Source organism: Microbacterium sp. Bi98, assembly GCF_918698045.1.
Taxonomy (GTDB): Bacteria; Actinomycetota; Actinomycetes; order Actinomycetales; family Microbacteriaceae; genus Microbacterium.
This window is the reverse complement of the sequence record NZ_CAKKLK010000014.1, coordinates 1-20,818: the sequence shown is the minus strand read 5'-3', so window position 1 is coordinate 20,818 and position 20,818 is coordinate 1. Positions and strand designations below refer to the sequence as shown.

At 68.0% G+C, this 20,818-nt stretch carries 25 protein-coding genes; 3 read left to right on the top strand and 22 right to left on the bottom strand.

The features are described from left to right. Positions 1–7 precede the first annotated feature (7 nt). Positions 8–844, bottom strand: a complete 837-nt coding sequence (locus LQZ85_RS16010; RefSeq protein ID WP_053096305.1) for a helix-turn-helix transcriptional regulator — start codon at positions 842–844, stop codon at positions 8–10. Positions 845–944: 100 nt separating this feature from the next. On the opposite strand from LQZ85_RS16010, the gene LQZ85_RS16005 reads away from it, so the two are divergent. Beyond that, a complete protein-coding gene (locus LQZ85_RS16005) occupies positions 945–1,709 on the top strand; it encodes an SDR family oxidoreductase (protein ID WP_056278820.1) in 765 nt (254 codons plus the stop codon). Between the two features lie 27 nt (positions 1,710–1,736). Here the strand turns inward: LQZ85_RS16005 and LQZ85_RS16000 are convergent, their stop codons facing one another. Then, positions 1,737–2,627, bottom strand: coding sequence for a TIGR01777 family oxidoreductase (locus tag LQZ85_RS16000; RefSeq protein WP_230101204.1), 891 nt, complete (start codon positions 2,625–2,627; stop codon positions 1,737–1,739). A 101-nt stretch (positions 2,628–2,728) separates the two neighbouring features. Between LQZ85_RS16000 and LQZ85_RS15995 the strand changes: the two genes are divergently transcribed. Further along, positions 2,729–3,562: a zinc-ribbon domain-containing protein gene (locus LQZ85_RS15995; protein WP_082586598.1), complete on the top strand. Its 834-nt coding sequence runs from the start codon at positions 2,729–2,731 to the stop codon at positions 3,560–3,562. Between the two features lie 29 nt (positions 3,563–3,591). Here the strand turns inward: LQZ85_RS15995 and LQZ85_RS15990 are convergent, their stop codons facing one another. Next, complete coding sequence (locus LQZ85_RS15990; protein ID WP_056278823.1) at positions 3,592–3,966, bottom strand: hypothetical protein; 375 nt, start codon at positions 3,964–3,966, stop codon at positions 3,592–3,594. A gap of 131 nt (positions 3,967–4,097) precedes the next feature. Here LQZ85_RS15990 and LQZ85_RS15985 point away from each other — a divergent pair, with 131 nt between their 5' ends. Beyond that, positions 4,098–5,186 (top strand): AAA family ATPase, encoded by a 1,089-nt coding sequence (locus LQZ85_RS15985; protein ID WP_053096315.1) that lies wholly within the window; start codon positions 4,098–4,100, stop codon positions 5,184–5,186. Between the two features lie 33 nt (positions 5,187–5,219). On the opposite strand, the gene LQZ85_RS15980 is transcribed toward LQZ85_RS15985, so the two are convergent. The 19 genes from LQZ85_RS15980 to LQZ85_RS15890 all read right to left on the bottom strand — a co-directional run bounded on the left by LQZ85_RS15980 (position 5,220) and on the right by LQZ85_RS15890 (position 20,759). Beyond that, complete coding sequence (locus LQZ85_RS15980; RefSeq protein ID WP_053096318.1) at positions 5,220–6,023, bottom strand: sigma-70 family RNA polymerase sigma factor; 804 nt, start codon at positions 6,021–6,023, stop codon at positions 5,220–5,222. 170 nt (positions 6,024–6,193) lie between these two features. Next, a complete protein-coding gene (locus LQZ85_RS15975; protein WP_053096320.1) occupies positions 6,194–6,508 on the bottom strand; it encodes an HU family DNA-binding protein in 315 nt (104 codons plus the stop codon). A 241-nt stretch (positions 6,509–6,749) separates the two neighbouring features. Further along, positions 6,750–7,148 (bottom strand): flagellar assembly protein FliW, encoded by a 399-nt coding sequence (locus LQZ85_RS15970; RefSeq protein WP_056278824.1) that lies wholly within the window; start codon positions 7,146–7,148, stop codon positions 6,750–6,752. Beyond that, on the bottom strand, positions 7,145–8,032 hold the full coding sequence (gene flgL / locus LQZ85_RS15965; RefSeq protein WP_082586599.1) for a flagellar hook-associated protein FlgL: 888 nt from the start codon (positions 8,030–8,032) through the stop codon (positions 7,145–7,147). The genes LQZ85_RS15970 and flgL overlap by 4 nt, the downstream gene beginning before the upstream one ends. A gap of 16 nt (positions 8,033–8,048) precedes the next feature. Beyond that, the gene (gene flgK, locus LQZ85_RS15960; RefSeq protein ID WP_056278825.1) at positions 8,049–9,455 is read right to left on the bottom strand and encodes a flagellar hook-associated protein FlgK; all 1,407 of its coding nucleotides are present in this window, start codon (positions 9,453–9,455) and stop codon (positions 8,049–8,051) included. A gap of 7 nt (positions 9,456–9,462) precedes the next feature. Continuing rightward, a complete protein-coding gene (gene flgN / locus LQZ85_RS15955) occupies positions 9,463–9,945 on the bottom strand; it encodes a flagellar export chaperone FlgN (RefSeq protein WP_053096323.1) in 483 nt (160 codons plus the stop codon). A 120-nt stretch (positions 9,946–10,065) separates the two neighbouring features. Next, positions 10,066–10,314, bottom strand: coding sequence for a carbon storage regulator CsrA (gene csrA, locus LQZ85_RS15950; protein ID WP_053096324.1), 249 nt, complete (start codon positions 10,312–10,314; stop codon positions 10,066–10,068). A gap of 89 nt (positions 10,315–10,403) precedes the next feature. Beyond that, the gene (locus tag LQZ85_RS15945) at positions 10,404–12,470 is read right to left on the bottom strand and encodes a flagellar biosynthesis protein FlhA (protein ID WP_056278826.1); all 2,067 of its coding nucleotides are present in this window, start codon (positions 12,468–12,470) and stop codon (positions 10,404–10,406) included. Between the two features lie 52 nt (positions 12,471–12,522). Then, entirely contained in the window at positions 12,523–13,626 is a 1,104-nt protein-coding gene (locus LQZ85_RS15940; RefSeq protein WP_056278827.1) for an EscU/YscU/HrcU family type III secretion system export apparatus switch protein, read from the bottom strand. After that, positions 13,623–14,384 (bottom strand): flagellar biosynthetic protein FliR, encoded by a 762-nt coding sequence (locus LQZ85_RS15935; RefSeq protein ID WP_042541108.1) that lies wholly within the window; start codon positions 14,382–14,384, stop codon positions 13,623–13,625. Before LQZ85_RS15935 ends, LQZ85_RS15940 begins: the two co-directional genes overlap by 4 nt. Further along, positions 14,384–14,659, bottom strand: a complete 276-nt coding sequence (gene fliQ, locus LQZ85_RS15930; protein WP_042541106.1) for a flagellar biosynthesis protein FliQ — start codon at positions 14,657–14,659, stop codon at positions 14,384–14,386. Before fliQ ends, LQZ85_RS15935 begins: the two co-directional genes overlap by 1 nt. Further along, positions 14,656–15,504: a flagellar type III secretion system pore protein FliP gene (gene fliP / locus LQZ85_RS15925; RefSeq protein ID WP_230101203.1), complete on the bottom strand. Its 849-nt coding sequence runs from the start codon at positions 15,502–15,504 to the stop codon at positions 14,656–14,658. The genes fliQ and fliP overlap by 4 nt, the downstream gene beginning before the upstream one ends. A 128-nt stretch (positions 15,505–15,632) precedes the next feature. Continuing rightward, positions 15,633–16,064, bottom strand: coding sequence for a flagellar biosynthetic protein FliO (locus LQZ85_RS15920; RefSeq protein WP_056278828.1), 432 nt, complete (start codon positions 16,062–16,064; stop codon positions 15,633–15,635). Positions 16,065–16,066: 2 nt separating this feature from the next. After that, positions 16,067–16,723, bottom strand: coding sequence for a FliM/FliN family flagellar motor switch protein (locus LQZ85_RS15915; RefSeq protein WP_056278829.1), 657 nt, complete (start codon positions 16,721–16,723; stop codon positions 16,067–16,069). Next, the gene (locus LQZ85_RS15910; RefSeq protein WP_157538193.1) at positions 16,723–17,616 is read right to left on the bottom strand and encodes a flagellar motor switch protein FliM; all 894 of its coding nucleotides are present in this window, start codon (positions 17,614–17,616) and stop codon (positions 16,723–16,725) included. Before LQZ85_RS15910 ends, LQZ85_RS15915 begins: the two co-directional genes overlap by 1 nt. 33 nt (positions 17,617–17,649) lie before the next feature. Then, entirely contained in the window at positions 17,650–18,459 is an 810-nt protein-coding gene (locus LQZ85_RS15905; protein WP_053096330.1) for a flagellar motor protein MotB, read from the bottom strand. Beyond that, on the bottom strand, positions 18,456–19,253 hold the full coding sequence (locus LQZ85_RS15900; protein WP_056278831.1) for a MotA/TolQ/ExbB proton channel family protein: 798 nt from the start codon (positions 19,251–19,253) through the stop codon (positions 18,456–18,458). The genes LQZ85_RS15905 and LQZ85_RS15900 overlap by 4 nt, the downstream gene beginning before the upstream one ends. Before the next feature lie 2 nt (positions 19,254–19,255). Next, entirely contained in the window at positions 19,256–19,471 is a 216-nt protein-coding gene (locus tag LQZ85_RS15895) for a flagellar FlbD family protein (RefSeq protein WP_042541095.1), read from the bottom strand. A 121-nt stretch (positions 19,472–19,592) separates the two neighbouring features. After that, positions 19,593–20,759, bottom strand: a complete 1,167-nt coding sequence (locus LQZ85_RS15890) for a flagellar hook protein FlgE (RefSeq protein WP_053096332.1) — start codon at positions 20,757–20,759, stop codon at positions 19,593–19,595. Positions 20,760–20,818: the final 59 nt, after the last annotated feature.

Below are 20,818 nucleotides of genomic sequence, written 5' to 3'. Positions count from 1 at the left end.
ACGGCTCTCAGACGCGCTGCGTCCCGAGCACTCTGAGCAGCTCGAGCTTGCTCTCGGCGTCGCTGCCCGGCGCCGCTGTCAGGACGATGAGCGCCTGGGATTCGTCCTCGGTGAAAAGCGCCTGGCAGTCGACTTCGATCGGACCGATCTCGGGATGGATCAGGACCTTGTGGTCTTCGAAGCGCCGCCTGACCTCGTGCACCTCCCACAGCTGTGCGAACTCCGGGCTGAGCGACGCGAGCTCGCGGACGATCTCGCCGGCGCGAGACCGCTCGCCCAGGGCGCCATAGGCGGATCGGAGGGAGGCCACGAGCACACGACTGTGACGCGGATGATCCTCCTCCGGGTACCGCCGGCGCTCGTCGTCCGGGTGCGCGAACCAGCGGTAGATCCCACTGCGCTCGATCCCCTCCAGACCGCTCGCGTCGCCGAGCAGAGCGCGTGCTGCGTCATTCTGGATCAGCACCTCGTCGAGCGCGGAGACGACGAATGCGGGCGTGTCGTGAAGCCGGTCGAGCACGCGGAGCATCCCCGGATGCACGTAGTCGGTGAAGATCGTGCGGTCCGGTGCGCTGTGTCCGCAGACCCGATGCAGGTAGTCACGCTCGTCGGGGGTCAGACGCAGCGCCCGTGCGAGCGAGCCGAGGATCTGCACGCTGGGCTGCGGCCCGCGCTGCTGCTCGAGCCGCGCGTAGTAGTCGGTCGACATGGCGGCGAGCTGCGCGACCTCCTCGCGTCGAAGCCCGGGGGTGCGTCGACGCGCCCCCGCACCGAGGCCGACGTCGGACGGCTTCAGCTGCTCCCTGCGACGCACGAGGAACTCGGCCAGTGCTTCTCTGTCCACCTCTGCAGTATCTCGTGCTCTGCCTCGCGCATCCAGGGACGCCCGATCCCTGGATGCGCCATCTCTGGAGGGCCTGGGCGAGAGCACGAAGAGTGGACGTATGAACATCAGCGGAAACACCATCTTCATCCCCGGTGCCACGAGCGGTATCGGCCTCGCCCTCGCTCTGCGGCTCAGCGATCGGGGCAACACCGTGATCGTGGGCGGGCGTCGCGCCGAGCTGCTCGACGAGATCGCCGCGGCGAACCCGGGCATCCACACCGTCCGGATCGACACGACGGACGCCGACAGCATCCGGGCGGCCGCGCAGACGGTCATGGCCGCCCACCCCTCGCTCAACGTGGTCATCCCGATGGCCGGGATCATGCGGGTCGAGGACTGGACGTCGCCCGAGGGGTTCCTCGACGACGCCGAGGCCACCGTCACCACCAACCTCCTGGGTCCGATCCGGCTGATCGCGGCCTTCATCGAGCACCTGCGCACCATGCCGGACGCGACGATCATGACGGTGTCGTCCGGTCTGGCCTTCGCGCCGCTCCGCGTGACGCCCACCTACAACGCGACGAAAGCGGCCATCCACATGCTCAGCGAATCTCTGCGTCTGCAGCTCGCCGACACGAGTGTGAGCGTGCTCGAGCTCGAACCGCCCTCCGTCCGCACCTCGCTCATGCCGGGGCAGGAGACCAGCGAGTTCGCGATGCCGCTCGACGAGTTCGTCAGCGAGGTCGTCGACCTGATCGAGACCCAGCCGGATGCGACCGAGATCCAGGTCGAGAACGTGAAGTTCCTGCGCTACGGCGAAGCACGGGGAGACTATGCGCAGGTGGTCGAGACACTCAATCGGCGCGACCCGCACGGGCACTGAGCCTGCACGGCCGTCGTCGTCGCCCGATCACAGCGCGGCGTCGACGGCCTGCTGGGCTGTCGTGTGCCGAAACTCGAAGCCCGAGCCTTCGAGCGCGCCGGGTCTGACGTCCGCATCGGAGAGCAGCAGCGAATCGGCGGCCGACCGACTCAGCGCGAGCCGGAGGGCCCAGGCAGGAGCCGGGATCCAGAACGGTCGGCGCATCCTCTTCGCGAGGGCGCGACCGATGTCGTTCGCCGAGGCACGCGTCGGCCCGGTGAAGTTGACGGGCCCCTCGAGGCGCTGGTCGATCACGTGTCGGATGCCGCGCACCTCATCGTCGAGAGAGATCCATGGCCAGATCTGGGTGCCGGGCCCGATCGGACCGGCGACCCCGAACCGAGTGAGCTGGATGAGCGGCTTCAGCACACCCTTGCGATGGATGATCGGAGCGGTGCGCAGCAGCGCGACCGTCGTCTGCTCCCCCGCGCGCAGCGCCTCCTGCTCCCATCGGACGCACAGCTGCGCCAGGAACGTGTCGCCCGCGAGCGACGCCTCGGTCAGCACCTCGCCCGGCGCCGAGCCGTAGTAGCCGACAGCGGATGCCGACACGAACGCCGGAGCATCGTCTCGCAGGGTGCGCACCGCCGTCGCGAGCGTGCGGGTACCCGTCAGTCGGGACTCGACGAGTTCGCGGCGATACCGTCGCGTCCAAGGCAGACGCCCGACGCTCGCACCACCCAGCGCGACCACGGCGACAGCGCCCGCCAGCACATCGGGGTCGAGCTCGCGCTCCCCCGGCATCCACTGCACCTCAGACAGATCACGCGGAGGGCGACGCACGAGGGTCGTCACCTCCACACCGTCCGACCGCAGCGACGAGGCGAGCGCCGTGCCGATCAGGCCCGATGCGCCACTGATCACGATCCGCTGCGGCATGACGACTCCCTCTGTCCGTTCATCGGACTCATTGCTCTCCGCGAGTCTGTCACGTCCAGCCCCTCCTGGCGATGTCCGGAGTGCCCGGTAGGTTGCCCGACGTGACCGAACCCGTGCAGTCGTGGTGGGCGAGACGCCAGTTCTCGCGAGGACGGGAGGTGCCCTACGAGATCGGCACCTATCGTTCGCAGTGGGCCGCCTACCCCGAACTGATCCGCCAGTACCACCCCGAACTCAATCACGGCATCGCACTCTCGCAGGTGCCGTTGGCGGCCGATGTGCTGTTGTGCTGGGAATGCCGAGTGGGCCATCGTTTCGCCGCCACCCCCACTGAGCAGCGCGAACGCCCCGGGCGGGTGCGCCGCCAGTCGGCGTGGTGCCCGGAATGCTCGACGCTCGCCAGGCCCCAGCCGGTCGTGCTGGGCGAAGCCCGCGCGATACCCCGACGGCCGAAACGCCCGCTCACCCTCTGCAGCAAGACGCCCGATCTCCCCTCCGGCGAAGCCTTCTCCAGCGTCTGCGCCCCGGCACCGGCATCCGCCGCCGAGGCCAGACTCCGCGCGATGCTCGCCGCCCGCATCTCCGTCACGACCGGTGTCAACGCGGTCAAAGTCTCTCGCCCGTTCTTCCGCCATACCGAGGTGTGGCCGGACATCCTGCTGCCGGAGCTCCGTGTCGCGATCGAGTACGACACGGTCGGGCGCCACGGACTCGAGCATGTCGGCACCCGCGAGCAGACCGATCTCCGCAAGGATCGCGCCCTGCGCTCCGCCGGCTGGGAGGTGATCCGGGTTCGCACCGGACGGCTCGAACCACTGGGACCCCACGATCTGCAGATGCCTTCGGTGACCGCGCGGGGAATCGATCGCATCATCGACGAGCTTCGCGAGATCCGCGGGGCGCTGATCGTCGACGCGTTCCTGACGCCGGCCTGACGGTGCCGCCGGGAGTGGCAGGCTCGCGCTCAGCCCTCGGGGAGATCGCCCGCCTGCTTCACGACCGCATCCCACTCGGACTGTAGGAAGGTGGCCTCGCCGGCGGCGACGATCTGGGCGTTGTCGTTCGGCCCGAGCTCCGGCCGCATGGTGAGTCCGCCGACCTCGAGGCTCGGGATGCTCTGCCTGATGCACTCGACGCTGCCGCGCACCAGCAGCTCCGCCGTCTGCTCCGGTGTCGTCGCGGCGCCCATCACGGCATCGTCATGGGCGATGAGGATCACCTGCCATTCGGGCTGACGATCGTCAGGATCCAGCGTGTACTGCAGCAGCCCCTGCGGCGCGGCCTCGACCACGATGACGATCGACCCCGCGATCGGCTGCTCGCCTGCGTTCGTCCCCATAGCGGTTCCCCTGACCCGGGCGTCCCCACGCCCGCTGTCCGCTCAGGGTACTGCGAAATTATCTCGCCGAACGCCTTACGACAGTCCGATCTCAACCGATATATCAACACGGGGAGCGAAGGAGAAGGATCTTGACCAGCACCTACATCGAGACGGGCGGACACGTCCGCGTCTACGACGACGCCGTCCGCACGCATCATGAGTTCCCTCTCGGCACCTATCGGGTGCACTTCACCTCGAAAGAGGGCTTCAGCCTGATCAAGATCGACGACCTCACCGTCGGCACCGAGCGCGTCTACGGCGGCCGAGACAGGAAGGTCGACAAGATCTTCCGGTCCTACGCCCTCTCGGACCGCAGCCTGGGCGTGATGCTCTCCGGCGACAAGGGGATCGGCAAGACGCTGTTCCTTCGCATGGTCGCCGAGGAGGCCCTCGAGCAGTGCCTGCCCGTCGTGATCGTCTCAGAGGACAACGACGGCATCGTGGAGTTCCTGGACACCCTCGACGAGTGTCTGATCATCTTCGACGAGTTCGAGAAGATCTTCCCCGCTGGCCGCCGCGGGGGCGCAGAGGGAGGCAATCGACAGAACCAGTTCCTGTCCCTGTTCGACGGCCTCTCGTCCGTGAAGCGCATCTACTGCCTCACGGTGAACGACATCAGCGACGTCAGCACGTACATCGTCAATCGCCCCGGCCGGTTCCACTACCACATGCGATTCGAGTACCCCGGTCCCGACGAGGTGCGCCAGTACCTCATCGATCAGGCCCCCCACGCGGACCCGGACGAGATCGAGAACGTCGCGCTGTTCTCGCGTCGCGCTCGCCTCAATTACGACCACCTCCGCGCCATCGCCTTCGAACTCGAGCAGCCGGACGCACTGTTCGCGGACGTCGTGGAGGATCTCAACATCAAGGCGGTCGAACCGAGCACCTATCGCATCGAGGCTCGCTTCCCCGACGGCAAGGTGTGGTCGGATGAGGTCGAGATGAACCTCTTCGAGCGCGGCGACGTCGGTCGCACGTTCGAGCTGCGCCACGCGACACGGTCGATCTTCGCCTCGTTTGTGCCGAAGGATCTGATCTTCGAGCCGGACGGCGGCATCTTCGTGCCGATCCACAAGCTCGAGCTGCTCGACGATGAGGATGAAGAGCCCGAGGTCTACCCGACGACGGTCAGTCTCATCCTGGTGGGTCAGCCCAGCTACGGCTTCGGTCTCTGACGGCCCTGCGGCCACGCGCGTGCGCGCGACGGATCAGACGCCGACCGCGTGCGACAGTATCGCGCGCGTGAACCGCTGACCGCCGGCCGCGAGGCGCTCGAAGTACGCGTCCAGCGCCGACGCGGAGGACCGCGCTGCCGGTGCTGCCTCACGCTGAGGGGTGTCGGCGTAGTGCCGATCCAGCGCATCTCGAAGCATGCGCACGGCTTCCGCACGCTGCTGCGAGACGGCGGCGTGGGAGACGCCGAGCTGCTCCGCGAGATCCTTGACCGTGCGGTCCTCGAAATAGATCGCCGTGATGATCGCCCGCTTGCGCTCCGGCAGCGCGTCGACGGCGCGCCGCAGGAACTCGTCGCGCTCGGAGGCGATCGCGAGCTCCTCGGGCAGGTAGCCGGTCCACACGATCTCCGGCGCGTCCGGCGCATCGAGACTCGTCAGCAGACGCTCGGCGTCGGCGAGCCCTTCGCGCGCGACGGCCGTGTCGACGCCCATGGCTGCCGCGATCTCCGCCACAGTGGGCGTGCGACCGAGGGCGGCCGTGAGTGTCTGTCGGACCTTCGTCGTCTGCTTGGCTCGCACCCGAACATCTCGAGGCGCCCAGTCCATCGACCGCAGCTCGTCTTTCAGCGCCCAGTTGACGCGTCCTCGAGCGAACGCGCCGAAGGGCACGCCGAGGGTCGCGTCGAACTTCTCGGCTGCGCGGACCAGCGCGAACGCACCGGCAGAGGCGAGGTCGTCACGGGAGACATGCGTGAGTCGAGACGCCACATAGGCCGTCGCCGCGCCGACGATGTGCAGGTGATCGACCACGAGCTGGTTGCGGGCACGCATAGGCATCGGATTCGCCTCTTTCACTGTAAGTGCAAGCCCTCCCCAGCGACTCACAGCGCGGCCTCTCCCCAGTGGCCAGAACTACATCTGACTACAGACTAGGGGTGCGACGGGCAAGAAATATCCCCGGAGGCCAAAACCTCCGGGGATTCTCGTTTACGTTCAGATAACGATGACTAATCGTTCACCTTGACGCGGCGGTTCACCTCGCGCGTCGCGGAGAACTTCAGCACGGTGTAGTCGTTGACCTCGGCGTCTCCGTCGTCCTTCGCGAACTGCACCCGGTGCCCCTTGTGCGTCTGCGGATAGAACTTGCCGAAGTTGGTGAGTGTGACCGTGTTCCCGCGGCCTACGAGGTCGAGGAGCTCGTCGATCATCGCGTTGTACGCCGTCTGTGCGGCCTGAACCGAGATGCCACCGCGTCGTGCGAATCTCTGCACGAACTCCCGCTTGCTCACCCGATTCGTCTCGAGCGTCCTTGATGTGCTCATGTCGTCTTCCGTCCCATGGAATGTCGCTCGTCACCGAGCGTCGTGCGCTGTACCCCTACCAACCGCATCCATGACGTGCCCCAGGTCCCGATCTCCTGCGACGACGCCGGGATCCCGCCAGTACCCCAGCCTGTGCTCTTAGAGGATAGATGCTCTTCCTTGGTATATGCGGTGAATCTCGGAATTCTCCCCGTGCCGGGAGTCCACCCTGTCGAAAGAGCCGTGGAACGTCGCGTCCTGCTCAGGCACCCAGCAGGGCGCGGATCGGGTAGCGCTGATCCTCGAGGATCGCCTGTGCGGCACGGCCGGATCCGGTGTGGATCAGGATCGGCGCACGCAGGTTGATGTACACGCCGTCGGCCGAGGGGTTCGCCACGACGAACACCCGGATCTCCGACTCGTCGGCTGCGCCGATCTCGGACTGCACGTCTGCGGGGATGCTCGGCTCGTAGCCGTAGTCCCCGGATCGCGGGTCGAGGAGGAACAGGCGCACGTCGGCATCCGTCGCACGCAGCGCGTGCAGGCCCTCCGCTCCGTCGATCTGCTCGAGGGTGAAAGACGTGTGCGGAGCGAGTCCGGGCATCGGCGAAGCGAACTCGACGTCGACCGTCGCCGTCGTTCGGTCAGTGGGTGCGCTCATCGCAGGAACTCCATCAGATTGGTCTGCAGCGAGCGGGCCGTCACCTGCAGGGCGGATTGGAACACGAGCTCGGCCGACTGCAGGTGCACGAGCACCTCGAGACTGTCGACGTTCTCGACCTCGGCACGGCGCGCTTCGAGGTCGATCGACGAGGAGAGATTCTGCGCCGACGCCCGCTCGATCTGCACCTGACGAGCGCCCGTGGATCCGCGAGCCGCGGTGACGTCCTTCAGCCGCGCATCGATGTCGCCGAGACGCGAGCCGACCTCGGCACCGCTGCGCAGTTCCGCCGCGATGTCGTTCAGCAGGGCGAAGGCGCTGTCGGCCCCTTCGCCGAACGCCTGAGCGCCGTCGAAGTCCACGCGCACGGTCTCGTTCTCGCTGATGCGGCGATGCACGCCGTCGCCCGCGCCGCCGTTGAAGCTGAAGGTGGTGGGATCGAACGCGGCTCCCGCATCGCTCGTTCCCGCGAAGACGCTGCGGCCGAGCACCCTCGTGTTCGCCTTGGCGAGCAGCTCTGCGCTGATCGACTCGAGCTCCTGGGCGATCGACTCGCGAGCGGTCGGGCTCAGCGCGCCCGAGTTCGCTCCCTGTGCGGTGAGATCACGCGCGCGGTTGAGCAGATCGGCGCTCGCGCCGAGAGCGGTGTCGACCGTGGTCACCCACGCCATCCCGTCGCTGAGGTTGCGGGCGAACTGAGCGACGCGCGCCTGATCACCGTGCACACCGAGCGCCGTGGCCGCGGCGGCCGGATCGTCGCTCGGCGCGCGGAAGGCGCGCTGCGACGCGGCCTGATCCTGCAGCCGTGCGCGATCCGCGAGGTTGGTCTGCAGTGTGCGCAGCGACTGCTGCGTCATGGTGCTGGTCGTGATTCGACCGATCATTTCACTCTCCCCAGAGTCAGCGGCCGACGAGGCCGGTGCGGTTGATCAACAGATCCAGTGCCTCGTCGACGGCCGTCAGAACGCGAGCCGCCGCCTGGTATGCGGTCTGGTAGGTCAGGAGGTTGATCGTCTCCTCGTCGCCGTCCACCGAGGCGTTCGACTGCTGCGCGGTGACCGCCGCGACCGCGCCCATATCGGCGATGTCCGCGCGCTGCAGATCCCCGGCGACGGCGACTGCGAACCCGGTGACGAACGTCGACCACGTCTTGCTGGGCCCCGCCGCAGATGTCCCCAGCGCACTGATGCGGTCGGCGATGGTGGTGTCCTTCGCGCCCGCACCCGGCGCTGCCAGTGCCAGCTGATCGAGTCCCGTCGGGACGACACGGAGTCCCAGCGCCGCCGGACCCGAACCGTCGAGCGCGAAGAAGTCGCCTCCGGCCGCCCCCGACGAGGTGACGCCGGTGCGGTGCACGTCGTTCACGGCGGTCGCGAGCGCGGTCGCCGTCTCGTTGTAGGCGGCCGCGACACCGGCGAGCGTCCCCCCGTCGGACGCGGGGGCCAGAGCGCTGATCGTGCCGCCGACGACGCCACCCGTGATCGGCACCGCGAGGTTCGGTCGATCCGCCCATGAGACGGTGATCCGACCTGCGTCCGCGATGTCACGCGGTCCGCTCGCGACGAGCGCTCGGCTGCTGTCGCCCGACACGAGTGCATTGCCGTCGACGCGAAGAGTCAGTGTGCCGTCCGGCTCGACGATGCCCTTCGCACCGACGGCCGACGAGAGCTGCTGGGCGAGGACGCTGCGCTGATCCATGAGCTCGTTGGCGTTGCGCCCCGATTGCAGCGCCTCCCTGATCTGCCCGTTGAGAGTGGCCACCTGGCTCGCAGCGGCGTTGACGTCGGCGAGCTGACCGTCGACCTGACTGCGCAGGTCGTTCCACTGCCCCGCAATGGTCTGGTAGCCCTCCGCGATCTGTCCGATGAGCACGTCGGCATTCGAGAGCACGACCTGCGCCGCTGCCGGATCCGGCGTGTTGGCGAGGTCGGACCAGCCCGACCAGAACCTGTTGAGGTTCGCCGCGAGACCGTCCTTCGTGGGTTCGGCCAGCACGTCCTCTGCGCGGCTCGCTGCCGTCGCACGAGCCGACCAGAAGCCGGAGGTCGACAGCGCGTCGCGCACACGGGCATCGAGGATGTCGTCGCCGAGCCTCGCGATCCCGGTCACGCCCACTCCCCCGCCGATGGCGATGCCGGATGGCCAGAGCCCCGTCTGCCCCGGCGCCGAGAGCGAGGTCTGCTCCACCCGCTGGCGCGTGTAGCCCGGAGTCGTCTGGTTGGCGATGTTCTGACCCGTGACGGTCATCCCCGCGCGTGCGGCCGAGAGCGCGGATTCTGCGAGGCGGAGCCCTGCGAAGGAAGACATGGTTACCTCAGACCCTGGTGTCGAGAAGTCGGGCGTCCGCGCCGCGGACGACGTCGCCGTGCGTGTCGTACTCGCCGGTCGGCACCCCGAGGCCGGCGATCGTCTCCTGCGTCACCCGGATCGCCGTGCGCAGACGCTGCTCGTTGACCTTCTTCATGTCGCCGATCTCGTCGGCCAGAGTGGTCATGGCCTCGAGATGACCCGACAGGATCTCGCGCCACGCGTCGGTCGGCGCAGCCTCGATCAGATCGCGGAGCGTCGTCGCCTCGGGCACGCCCCACTCATCAGCCACCGCGATGACCAGCGTGTCGCGCGACAGTGCGACGGTCGGCATGGCCGCGAGGACCCGCTCGATCTCGTTCGCCGCATGGTGGATCCACCGGTTGCGTCCGGTCGCGAGCAGCATCTGCTGCTCGTCGAGCTTGAACAGCAGCACCTCCAGCAGATCGCGCTCTCGCATCAGTTGCATGCTCAGGTCGTGAGCGGCCACGATTCGTCACCTCGTCATGTCGCGGTTTCCATGACGGGATCGCCCGTCACATGAACGACTATCGCGACAACGCTCGACGCAGTAACTCGGAGTCCCGGAGATGACACTCCGAGCGTCCGATCATGGAGCAGGGGTGGTTCTGCCCAGGGCGCCGAGAATGAGCGATTCGGCGGAGTCGTCGGAGGAGGTCTGCACGGCCTCCTGATTCGCATCGCTCACGGCGATGACGATCTCGGCGCGGTTGATGCGCTTGTCGCGAGGGGCGTCGATGCCGACACGGACACCGCTCGGCGTCACGGCGAGGATCGTGACGGTGATGTCGTCGCCGATCACGATGCTCTCGTTGGCGCGTCTCGTCAGTACCAGCATGCGTCGTCTGCCTTCCATGGCGTGAGCGCCGGTGCGCCCTCTGCTCACAAACGTATCGCACTCAACTCATAAATGAGCAGAATCGAACGCTACAACGCGCCGCTGGGAAGAGCCGACTGCGTCATGCGGACGACGCCGACCACGTCGGTCGCGAGACCGCCCGCCGCAGCCTCGTCGTAGGAGAGCACCGGAAGGCCGCTGACCTGCGATGACACCATCCGACGCACCGCCTGTCGCAGCGACGGCGCGCAGACGAGAACCGGCTCCGGACCGACCTGGTCGAGTTCGGCGACAGTGCGGCGCACGTTCTCGAGCACCTGCATCGTCGCCTCCGGCGTCAGCACGATCTGCGGGTGACCGTCGACGACGCGCATGCCCTCGAGCATCTGCTGCTCGAGGATCGGCTCGAACATGACGACCCGGATGCGTCCGTCCTCGGCGAAGCGCGAGGCGATCGCCGGCCCGAGCGCCGCCCTGGCCGCGTCGATGAGACCCGCCGTCTCCGTCGACGTCTTGCCTCGGAGCGCGAGCGCCTCGTAGATGCGCGCCAGGTCGTTGATCGGCACCCGCTCGGAGAGGAGCCCCGCCAGCACGCGCTGGATCGCGGCGAGCGACAGCACGGCCGGGGTGAGCTCCTCGACCGTCGCAGGGCTGGACTGCTTAAGGTGCTCGGTCAGCTGACGGACGTCTTCGAGGGAGAGCAGGCGGTCGGCCTGGCTCTGCACGATGTCGGAGAGGTGGGTGATGATGACGCTCGCCCGATCGATCACCGTCGCGCCGGCCATGTCGGCGGCGTGCGACATCTCGGCGGGCACCCACTTGCCCTCGAGACCGAACACCGGGTCGACCACGGCCGTGCCCGGAAGCTGCTCGAGTCCCGTGCCGATCGCGAGAACGTGGCCCCGAGGAACCGACCCGCGTCCGGCCTCGACCCCGGCGATGAGGATCGAGTACGTCTGCGCGGGCAGCTCGATGTTGTCCCGCGTGCGCACCGGCGGCATGAGGATGCCGATGTCGAGGGCGAGCTTGCGGCGGAGGGACTTCACCCGGGTGAGCAGATCTCCCGCTCCCCCTGAGGCGAGATCGACGATGTCGGGAGACAGCGAGATCTCGAGGGCGTGCACGCGCATCCGGTCCATGAGGTCCTCCGGGCCCTCGCTGCCGGCCTCGACGGCCTCCTGCTGCAGGGCATCCGCTTCACGTGCGGCATCGCGGTCCTCGTTCGCCTTCACGCGGGATGCCGCGAACAGCAGGACCGCTCCGATCGCCAGGAAGATCACGAGCGGCATCCCGGGGATGAACCCCATGGCGATGGCGGCGAGTCCGGTGATCACCAGGGCGTTGCGGGACTGCATGAGCTGACGGCCGGCGGCCTGACCCATCTCGGCCTCCGCGTTCTCACGCGTGACGATCATGCCGGTCGACACCGCCATGAGCAGGGCGGGGATCTGGGTCACCAGCCCATCGCCGATGGTGAGGATGCTGTAGGTCTCGAGCGCCTCGCCGACCTCCATCCCGTGCTGCACCATGCCGATGATGATGCCGCCGACGAAGTTGATGACCACGATCACGATGCCCGCGATCGCATCTCCCTTGACGAACTTCGACGCACCGTCCATCGCACCGTAGAAGTCGGCCTCCGCGGCGACCTCTGCGCGTCGCCTGCGCGCCTCGTCATCCGTGATCAGACCGGCGTTCAGGTCGGCGTCGATCGCCATCTGCTTGCCCGGCATGGCGTCGAGCGTGAAGCGCGCGCCCACCTCGGCGACGCGCTCGGCACCCTTGGTGACCACGACGAACTGGATGACGGTGAGGATGAGGAAGATCACGGCACCGATCACGAGTGAGCCGCTGATGGTGATCTGACCGAACGCCTGGATCACCTGACCCGCGTGGGCCTCGCTGAGCACGAGGCGGGTCGACGCGACGTTGAGGCCGAGCCGGAAGAGGGTCGCGACGAGCAGCAGACTCGGGAACACCGAGAAGTCCAAAGGCTTCTTCACGAACATCGCGGTCAGGAGGATCAGCAGCGCGAACGAGATGTTCAGGACGATGAGCACGTCGAGCAGACCGGTCGGGATGGGCACGATGAGCAGGAGGATGATCCCCACCACACCGACGGGAACAGCCCCCTTGGACAACAGCTGACCGATCATGCGTCTCGCCTTCTGATTCTCTCTGCTCGTTCTGATGTGCTCGCGGCCGGACTCACAGGCCGCGGTCCCTGGTGCTGGCGAAGGGCATCGTGTGCGTTCCCCTGGCCGAGCCTCGACGTTTGAGGTGCTCGATGAAGGCGAGCACCTGGGCGACCGCGGTGTAGAGCTCTTCGGGGATCTCCCGCCCGATCTCGCAGGCCGAGTGCAGCGCGCGTGCGAGAGGGATGTCCCTGATCATCGGCACGCCGTTCTCCTCCGCCTTCTCGCGGATCTTCTGCGCGACGATCCCCGCGCCCTTCGCCACGACCCGTGGCGCCGACTTGCCCGGCTCGTAGCGCAGCGCCACCGCCACGTGCGTGGGGTTCACGAGCACGACGTCGCTGTCGCCCACCGCGGCGATCATCCTGTTGCGGCTCATGGCGAGCTGCCGCGAGCGGCGCTGGGAGCGCACGAGCGGGTCGCCCTCGGTCTTCTTGTGCTCGTCCTTGGCTTCGTTCTTCGTCATGTGCGTGTGCTTGCGGTTGCGCCGCATGACCACCGCCACATCGATCGCTGCGAGCAGGATGCCCACCGCCACGGCGACCTGCAGCAGCGCGACCGCTCCCCCGGCCGCCTGCTCGAGCAGCCAGGTGATGTTGTGGCTGCCGCTGGCCATCAGTACCGGGACGAGACCCGAGACGACGATCCACAGTGCGAGCCCGATGGCCACGGTCTTCAGCAGCGCCTTGGCGCCCTCCCAGAGCGCCTGCCGGCCGAAGACGCGCTTGACGCCCGACACGATGTTGAACTGCTCGGTGCGCATGGTCACCCCGCGCAGGTGGATGCCGCCCTGCGCGACCGCGGTGGCCGTGGTGGCGAGCAGCACCACCACCAGCATCGGGAGCAGGATGCCACCGAGCGAGGTGATGGCCGAGCTCAGCACATCCATGGCGGCGCCGTCGGTGGGGTTCATCGCGACGGGCGTCACGGCGAGGAACAGCTCGGTGACCACCTGCGTGCCCGAGGCGATCGTCGGCACCATCATGACGGCCGCGGCGGCGATGCAGACCCAGGCCGTGAAGTCCTGGCTGCGGCCGATCTGGCCCTTCTTCCTCGCTTCCTTCAGGCGACGCTCGGTCGCCTTCTCGGTGCGTTCGCCGGTGTCGGTCTCGCTCATCGGGTCACCCCCAGGAGCAGTCGCGCAGCCTCCTCGGCGATCACGGCGACCACGCTCGGGAGCGCCGCGTAGACGAATCCGACGAGCAGGAGGGTGAGACCGATCTTGATCGGGAAGCCCATCGCGAAGGCGTTCAGGGCGGGCGCGACGCGGCTGACCAGACCGAGTCCGACGTCGGCGAGGAAGAGCACGATGAGCAGCGGTCCCGCGATCTGCACCGCGCTGAGCATCATCTGTCCCGCAGCGCCGACGAGCGCCTCGGCGGGCTTGGCGAGATCGATCATGCCGGTGACCGGCACCGCGTCGAACGATCGGAACAGACCGCCGAGCACGAGCTGGTATCCGTCGGAGGCGAACAGCAGCATGATCGCGGTCATCTGGAACAGTCGGGTGAACTGTGCGCCGTTGATCGCCATGCCGGGATCGAAGGCCTGAGCCAGCTGGAACCCGCCGAAGGTGTCGACGAGGTGGCCGGCGCCCTGGATCGCGCTGAAGAGCACCATCACGAGGAAGCCGAGGAGCGCCCCCGTGAGGGCCTGCCCTGCCAGTGCGAGCATGAAGGCCCCGGTGTCGAGGCGCTCATATCCTGCGGTCACGACCGGCGACACGGCGAGAGCGAGACCGACGCCGAGCATCGCGCGGATCCGCATCGGGATCGTGCCGTGACTGAACGGCGGGGCGAGGACCAGGAATGCCGTGATCCGCACGCAGGCGAGCGAGGTCGCCTCCAGCCAGGTGAAATCGATCGGGATGTTCATCAGCCGCCGTTCAGCAGCGACGGTATCCGCGCGAACATCTCGTTCGTGAACGCGATCATCTCGGCGATCATCCAGTGCCCCGTGACGAGGAGCGCGATGCCGACGGCGACGAGCTTCGGCACGAACGAGATCGTCATCTCCTGCACCTGGGTGATGGACTGCAGCAGCGAGATCGCGAAGCCCACCACCAGGGCGGTGATGAGCAGGGGCGCGCAGAGCTTCGCACCGACGATGAGCGCCGCCTGACCGATGTCGATGACCGCTTCGGGGTTCACCCGCCACCCCCGTTGTAGGACTGGACGAGCGCGGTGATGACCATGCCCCATCCGTCGATGAGCAGGAACAGGAGGATCTTGAACGGCAACGAGATCATGACGGGCGGCAGCATCATCATGCCCATCGACATGAGTGCGCTCGCGACCACCAGGTCGATGACGAGGAACGGCACGAAGATGATGAACCCGATCAGGAACGCCGCGCGCAGTTCGCTGATCATGAAGGCCGGGACGAGCGTCTGCAGCGGGATGCTCGCGGCGTCGGTGGGGTTCTCCATCTGCGCTGCGCGATGCATCAGCGCGATGTCCTCTTCGCGCGTGTACGAGAGCATCCACTGCCGCAAGGGCTCCTGGGCGAGATCGAACGCCCTGCCGAAGTCGATCTGGCCGTCGGTGAACGGCGCGACGGCGACGGTGTTGATGTCGGTGAGCACCGGCCACATGATGAACAGCGTCAGGAACAGGCTGAGACCGGCCAGCACCTGGTTCGGCGGGATCGACGGCAGCGAGAGCGCGTTCCGGGTGAGGGCCAGCACGACGAAGATCTTGGTGAAGCTCGACATCATCAGCAGCAGCGCCGGAGCGACGCTGAGCACGGTGATGCCCAGCAACGTCATGATGCTGTCGGACGGCGCCCCGTTGATGCCGTTGATCGTCACACCGTCGCCCTCGCCGTCACCGACCTGAGTCGGGACGTGCATCGCCGCTGCGTGCGCCCCTGTGGCCTGCAGCAGCACGAGTGCGGTCACGACGACGAGCACCGCGGCGAGCAGCACCCACGGGCGGCGAGGCACTCGCGGTGCGCGCGCAGACGGCGGCGCGGCGACTGCGGCGGATGCGGGCACGGCGGCACTCCGAAGATGGGTGGCGTGGCCGATCCGTAGCCAGGGGGTCGAGCGATCCGTGCTCGCAGTCGACTATCGCGACATCACGAGGTGCACGTAACCGCGTCGACCGATGCGCTGACCGCGTATCAGGCGACCGAGCGCAGCGCGCGGTCCACGATGTCATCGGGCATCTCGACGGAGGCGGATCGTACGTCCGAGGAGACGACCTCCTCCTGCTCGAGAGGAGGAGCCTCCTGGGTGTCGACGACGTTGATCCCGTGCTCCGTCACGCCGAGCACGTAGCGGATGCCGCCGAACTCCGCCACGACGAGCTGGGCCTTGCCGCCGATGCCCGACCTCGCCACCACGGTGATCTTCTCCGGGCGCGCACGCGGCGCCGCGGCGGGCCGCGTCGGCACGAGCTCGGTCAGCTTGGCGAGCTTCTTCGGCATCAGCCCAGCCAGCGGACTCATGCCCTTCGCCTGCGACTTCTGCAGGCGGCGGCTCAGGAAGAGCAGCAGCCCGAGCACCGCTCCCAGCGCGACGATCGCACGGAGCGCGACGAGGATGTCGTCCACGCTCAGACCGTCTCGGCGCTGTCGAGGATGCGCTCGACGCGGATCGCGAAGTCGCCCTCGGCGACGACGACCGTGCCGTGCCCGATCAGTCGGCCGTTGAGCTTGATGTCGGCGGGAGACCCGGCGGCGCGGTCGAGCTCGACCACACGGCCCGGCTCGAGCGAGAGCACGTCGCGCACCGGCATCCGCGTGCGCCCGATCTCGACCACGAGCTCCATCTCGACCCCCGCGATGCGGTTGAGCCGCTGCGGACCCGACGCGGATGCCGCCCTGGCTCCGTCGATGCGCACGGATGCACGCGCCACGACGCTGCCGTCGGCGTCGACCATGTCGAACACCTGGGTCCCGGAGTCGGTGAAGACCTCGGCGGCGTCGACCACGGCTCCGTCGCCGAGCGAGCCGCTGCCGAGCACGGCGGCGGCCGCCTCGAAGATCGGGTGCAGGCGATCGGCCAGCTGAGCGTTCTTGGAGCCGTCCTCGAGCTGCGACGGGTCGACGACCTGGATCGCGATGCGGGCCCCGGGGCTGCCCGTGAAGGTGACGACCACCGCGTCGCCCGACGCGCCGGGGTCGGTGGACGGTGCGGGGATCACGGGGTAGCCGAACGGCAGCTTGCCGGCGATCGCCGCGGCGATGGCGGTCTCGTGGAAGGTGCTCATCAGTGGGTCTCCTCATGGGTGGTCGTGATCTTGCAGGTGAGGCGCGAGCCTCTGCTGCCCGGTGTCGCGAGAGCTATCCGGGTCTGCCCGGCCATGAGCTCGTACGGCCGGGTCTCGGGGTGAGGCAGGCGCAGCAGGTCGCCCGGTGCGAGATCGAGGATCTCTCCGGTGCCGATCGTGATGGGCGCGAGGCGCAGCGTCAGCTCCAACGGCGTGCTGCGCACCTGCTCCAGGGTCTGATCCGTCGAATGCGCCGATGCCGCGTCCGATCCCGTGGCCGCGAGGCGGTCGACGACCGCGGTCGCCGGCAGCATCACCGTCGCGGTCGACTCGGAATCGCCGAGACGCATGGTGTATCGGGCGACGATCACCGCCGCCGTCGCGGAGATGACCTGCATGTACTGGGGGTTGTAGTGCACCGCGGTGAAGCGCGGTGCACCAGGGAGCAGGGCGCCGAGGCTGGCGTGGAGGTGCTCGAAGGTGCCCTCCATCAGGTTGCGGACGAGGGCGAGCTCGATCGGCGTGAAGGTGCGGGCTTCGGGAAGCGATGTGCTCCTGCCGCCCATCATCTGCACCACCCACAGCAGGGCGCTGTCGAGGCCGAACTGCACGACGCACGGCTCGTCGCGGTCGGCGAACGAGCCGGCGACCATGGCCGTCGTCCCGGGCAGGGTGTCGGCGTACTCCTCGTACGACACGAGCTCGACGGTCTCGAGTGCGAGGTGCGCGCGCACGCGGATCTTCGCCGTGAGCTGGGACGACCACAGCCGGGCGAACGACTCGAAGGCCGCTTCGAGATGGCGGGTGCTCTCGCGTCCGAGCTGGGCGGGGCGTCCGAAATCGTATGCCGGATGGCGCAGGGCGGGGTCATCGAGCAAGGCGGATGCGGTCATGACGGTCTCCTCGACGGTGGTGTTCACGTGAGCTCAGTTGTTCGCAGCAGCCGCAAGAGCGGGTATCAGCGCTCTCACCTGCTCTTCTTCGTTCGATTCGACGATGATGTCGACGCGTCTGTTGCTGGCCAGCGCCTGAGGGGTGTCGCCCGGCACGATGGGTCGGGTGTCCGAGAACGCCGTCGCCTTCACACGGGGTCCTCCGACGCCTTCGTGCTCGACGAGGAACCGCGCCACCTGGGTCGCGCGCCCGCCGGAGAGCTCCCAGTTGGTGGCGAAGGGTGCGGCGGAGACGCGGTGGTCGGCGTGCCCCTCGACACTCACCTGGTTGTCGACCGTGACGAGCACGTCTCCGATCGTGTCGAGCACGGCGTCCGCCTTCGCCGAGAGGTCGGTGCTGTTGTCGGCGAAGAACGTCTCTGCGCCGACCAGCCCCACCTGGAGCCCCCGGTCGTCGATGACGAACTGCACCGTGTCCTGCAGGCCCTGTGCCGCCAGCGAGGTGCTCATGCGATCGCGCAGTCCCTCGAGCGACTCGAACTCGATCTCGGCCCGCGCCGCGAGGTCGACCACCCCGTCATCGTCCTGCAGTTCAGGCGGCACGATCACGCCCTCGGCCGTGTCGGCACCGCCCTCGGTGCTCTCCTGCCCGAAGCCCGTGGCGAGGCTGTTCGCGAGCAGTTCGAACTTCGTCTTGTCGACGTTCGACACGGCGAAGAGCACGATGAACAGGCACATCAGAACCGTGACCATGTCGGCGTACGAGACGGCCCAGCGCTCGTCCGGCTCATCGTGCGAGTCATCCTCATGCCCGCGACCGCGAGCTCGACGGGCTGTGCTCATTGCACGCCCTCTGCCCGTTCGGGCTCGCGCTTCTTCTTGGCGGCCTTGGGCTTCACGGTCGACAGCGCCTCGAGGCGCTCCTGGAGCAGGTGCGGTGCGCTTCCGGCCTGGATGGCGAGCATGCCCTCCGAGACCAGGGTCATCCGCTCGAGCTCGACGGCTCCGATCCGTCCGAGGCGACCGGCGATCGGGTTCCAGATGAAGTTGGCCGAGAGCAGACCCCAGAGCGTGGCGACGAAGGCCGCAGCGATCATCGGCCCGAGGTGGTCGGGTTCGTCGAGCTTCTCGAGCACGTGGGTCAGCGAGACGACGGTGCCGACGATCCCGATCGTGGGCGCATATCCGCCCAGCGAGCCGAAGAACTTCGACGCCACGCGGTTGCGCGACGATGTCGCGGCGATCTCGTCGTCCATGACCGTGCGCAGATCCTCGGCATCCGTTCCGTCGGCGAGAGCCTGCAGCGCCTGTCGGGTGAATGCATCGGGTGCCGAGTCGAGCTCCTGCTCCAGTGCCAGCAGACCTTCGCCCCTGGCCTTCTCGGCATACCCCACGAGGAAGGGGATGACCGCCTCCGGCGTCATCTTCGGGCCCCTGACCATGCGCCCGAGGCTCTTCACAGCGAGGATCGTGTCGCGGAGGGTGTGGCTGGCGATGCCGACGCCGATCGTCGAGCCGAGCACGAGGATCATCGGCGCCGGAATGAGCAGAGCCTCGAAGCTCGCCCCCTCCATCGTGATCATCGCCACCAGCGCGCCGAACGCCAGGATCACCCCGATGATGAATGCGGGATCCACCGTCATGCCCCCGTCTGCGAGGTCAGTGCCTGGGCAGCGCCGAGCACGCGCGCCCGGTACGCGACGATCAGATCGATCAGGGCGTCGAGATCCTCCTCGACCACGTACACATGACCGTCGACCATGTGCAGAGTGGTGTCCGGCGAGGCGTGGATGCGTTCGATCAGGTCGGGGTTCACCGCGAACCGGGTGCGGTCGAGGCGGGTGACGATGATCATCGGGGGTTCTCCGGGCTTCGGATGAGAGGGGGAAGTCTGCTCCGACTATCGCGACGAGGCCCGCCCCCGGTAACCAGGGGCGGGCCTCGTCGCGCGTGTCCGACCGAGTCGGCGCAGGCGATCAGCGCTTGAGCTGCGTGAGCTCCTGCAGGACCTCGTCGCTCGTGGTGATGATGCGCGCGTTGGCCTGGAACCCGCGCTGGGCGACGATGAGGTTGGTGAACTCCTGCGAGAGGTCGACGTTGCTCATCTCCAGCGCACCCGAGACGAGGTTGCCGAAGCCGGCCTGGCCCGGCTCCCCGATGCGCACAGCTCCGGAGTTCACGGATGCGCGGTAGGCCGTGCCGCCCGCCTTCTCCAGCCCCTCGGGGTTCGCGAACGTCGCCATGGCTATCTTGCCCAGCGTCTGCGTCGCACCGTTGCTGAATGTGCCGACGATGGATCCGTCGCCGGTGATGCTGTAGGACTTCAACGTGCCGGCAGCCGATCCGTCCTGCTCCGTCACGGCCACCGTCGACATGTTCGCGTAGCCCGTGACCGCACCCAGGTCGACGCTGACGGCGCCGGCTGCGAGCGTGAGGCCTGCGCCGGCCTGCTTGCCGTCGGTGAAGGTCAGCGCCCCCGTTGCGCCGCTGGTCGGCTCGGTCACGTCCCATCCGGCCGCCGTCTTCGTGAAGGTCAGGCTGAGGGTCGACGGCGTGCCCTGGGCGTCGTAGACGGTCACGTCGCGCACCAGCTCGTCACCGACCGCGGCGGTCGAGGGCAGGTTGCCGGTGACCGTCGCCGAGGTCGTCGCCTTCGCAGGTGACACCGCCTCGAGCGGCAGCACGATGTTGCCCGTCGCCTGCCCCGTGTTCACCACGCCGTCCTGCGCCGACCAGCCCTGCACGATCGAGCCGTCGGCGGTCACCATCTTGCCGGTGGGGTCGAACGAGAAGCCGCCCGCCCGCGTGTAGAGGGTCTCTCCACCGGCTCGGACGGCGAAGAAGCCGTCGCCCGAGATCATCAGGTCGCCACCGCGGCCCGTCGCCTGGGCCGAGCCCTGAGCGAAGTTGGTGCGCACGCCGGCGACCTGCACGCCCAGACCGACCTGGGCGGGGTTGCGACCTCCGACCTCGTCGTCGGGGATACCCGGGTTGCCGATGAGCTGGGACAGCGAGTCCTGGAACAGCACGGACGAGCCCTTGAACCCTGCCGTGTTGACGTTGGCGATGTTGTTGCCCGTGACGTCGAGCATGGTCTGGTGCGAGCGGAGACCGGAGATTCCGGAGTAGAGCGAGCGAAGCATGGGGTTTCTCTCTTCCTGGGTGAGACGGGGTCAGACTGCGGCGGGGGTGGGCGCAGCGG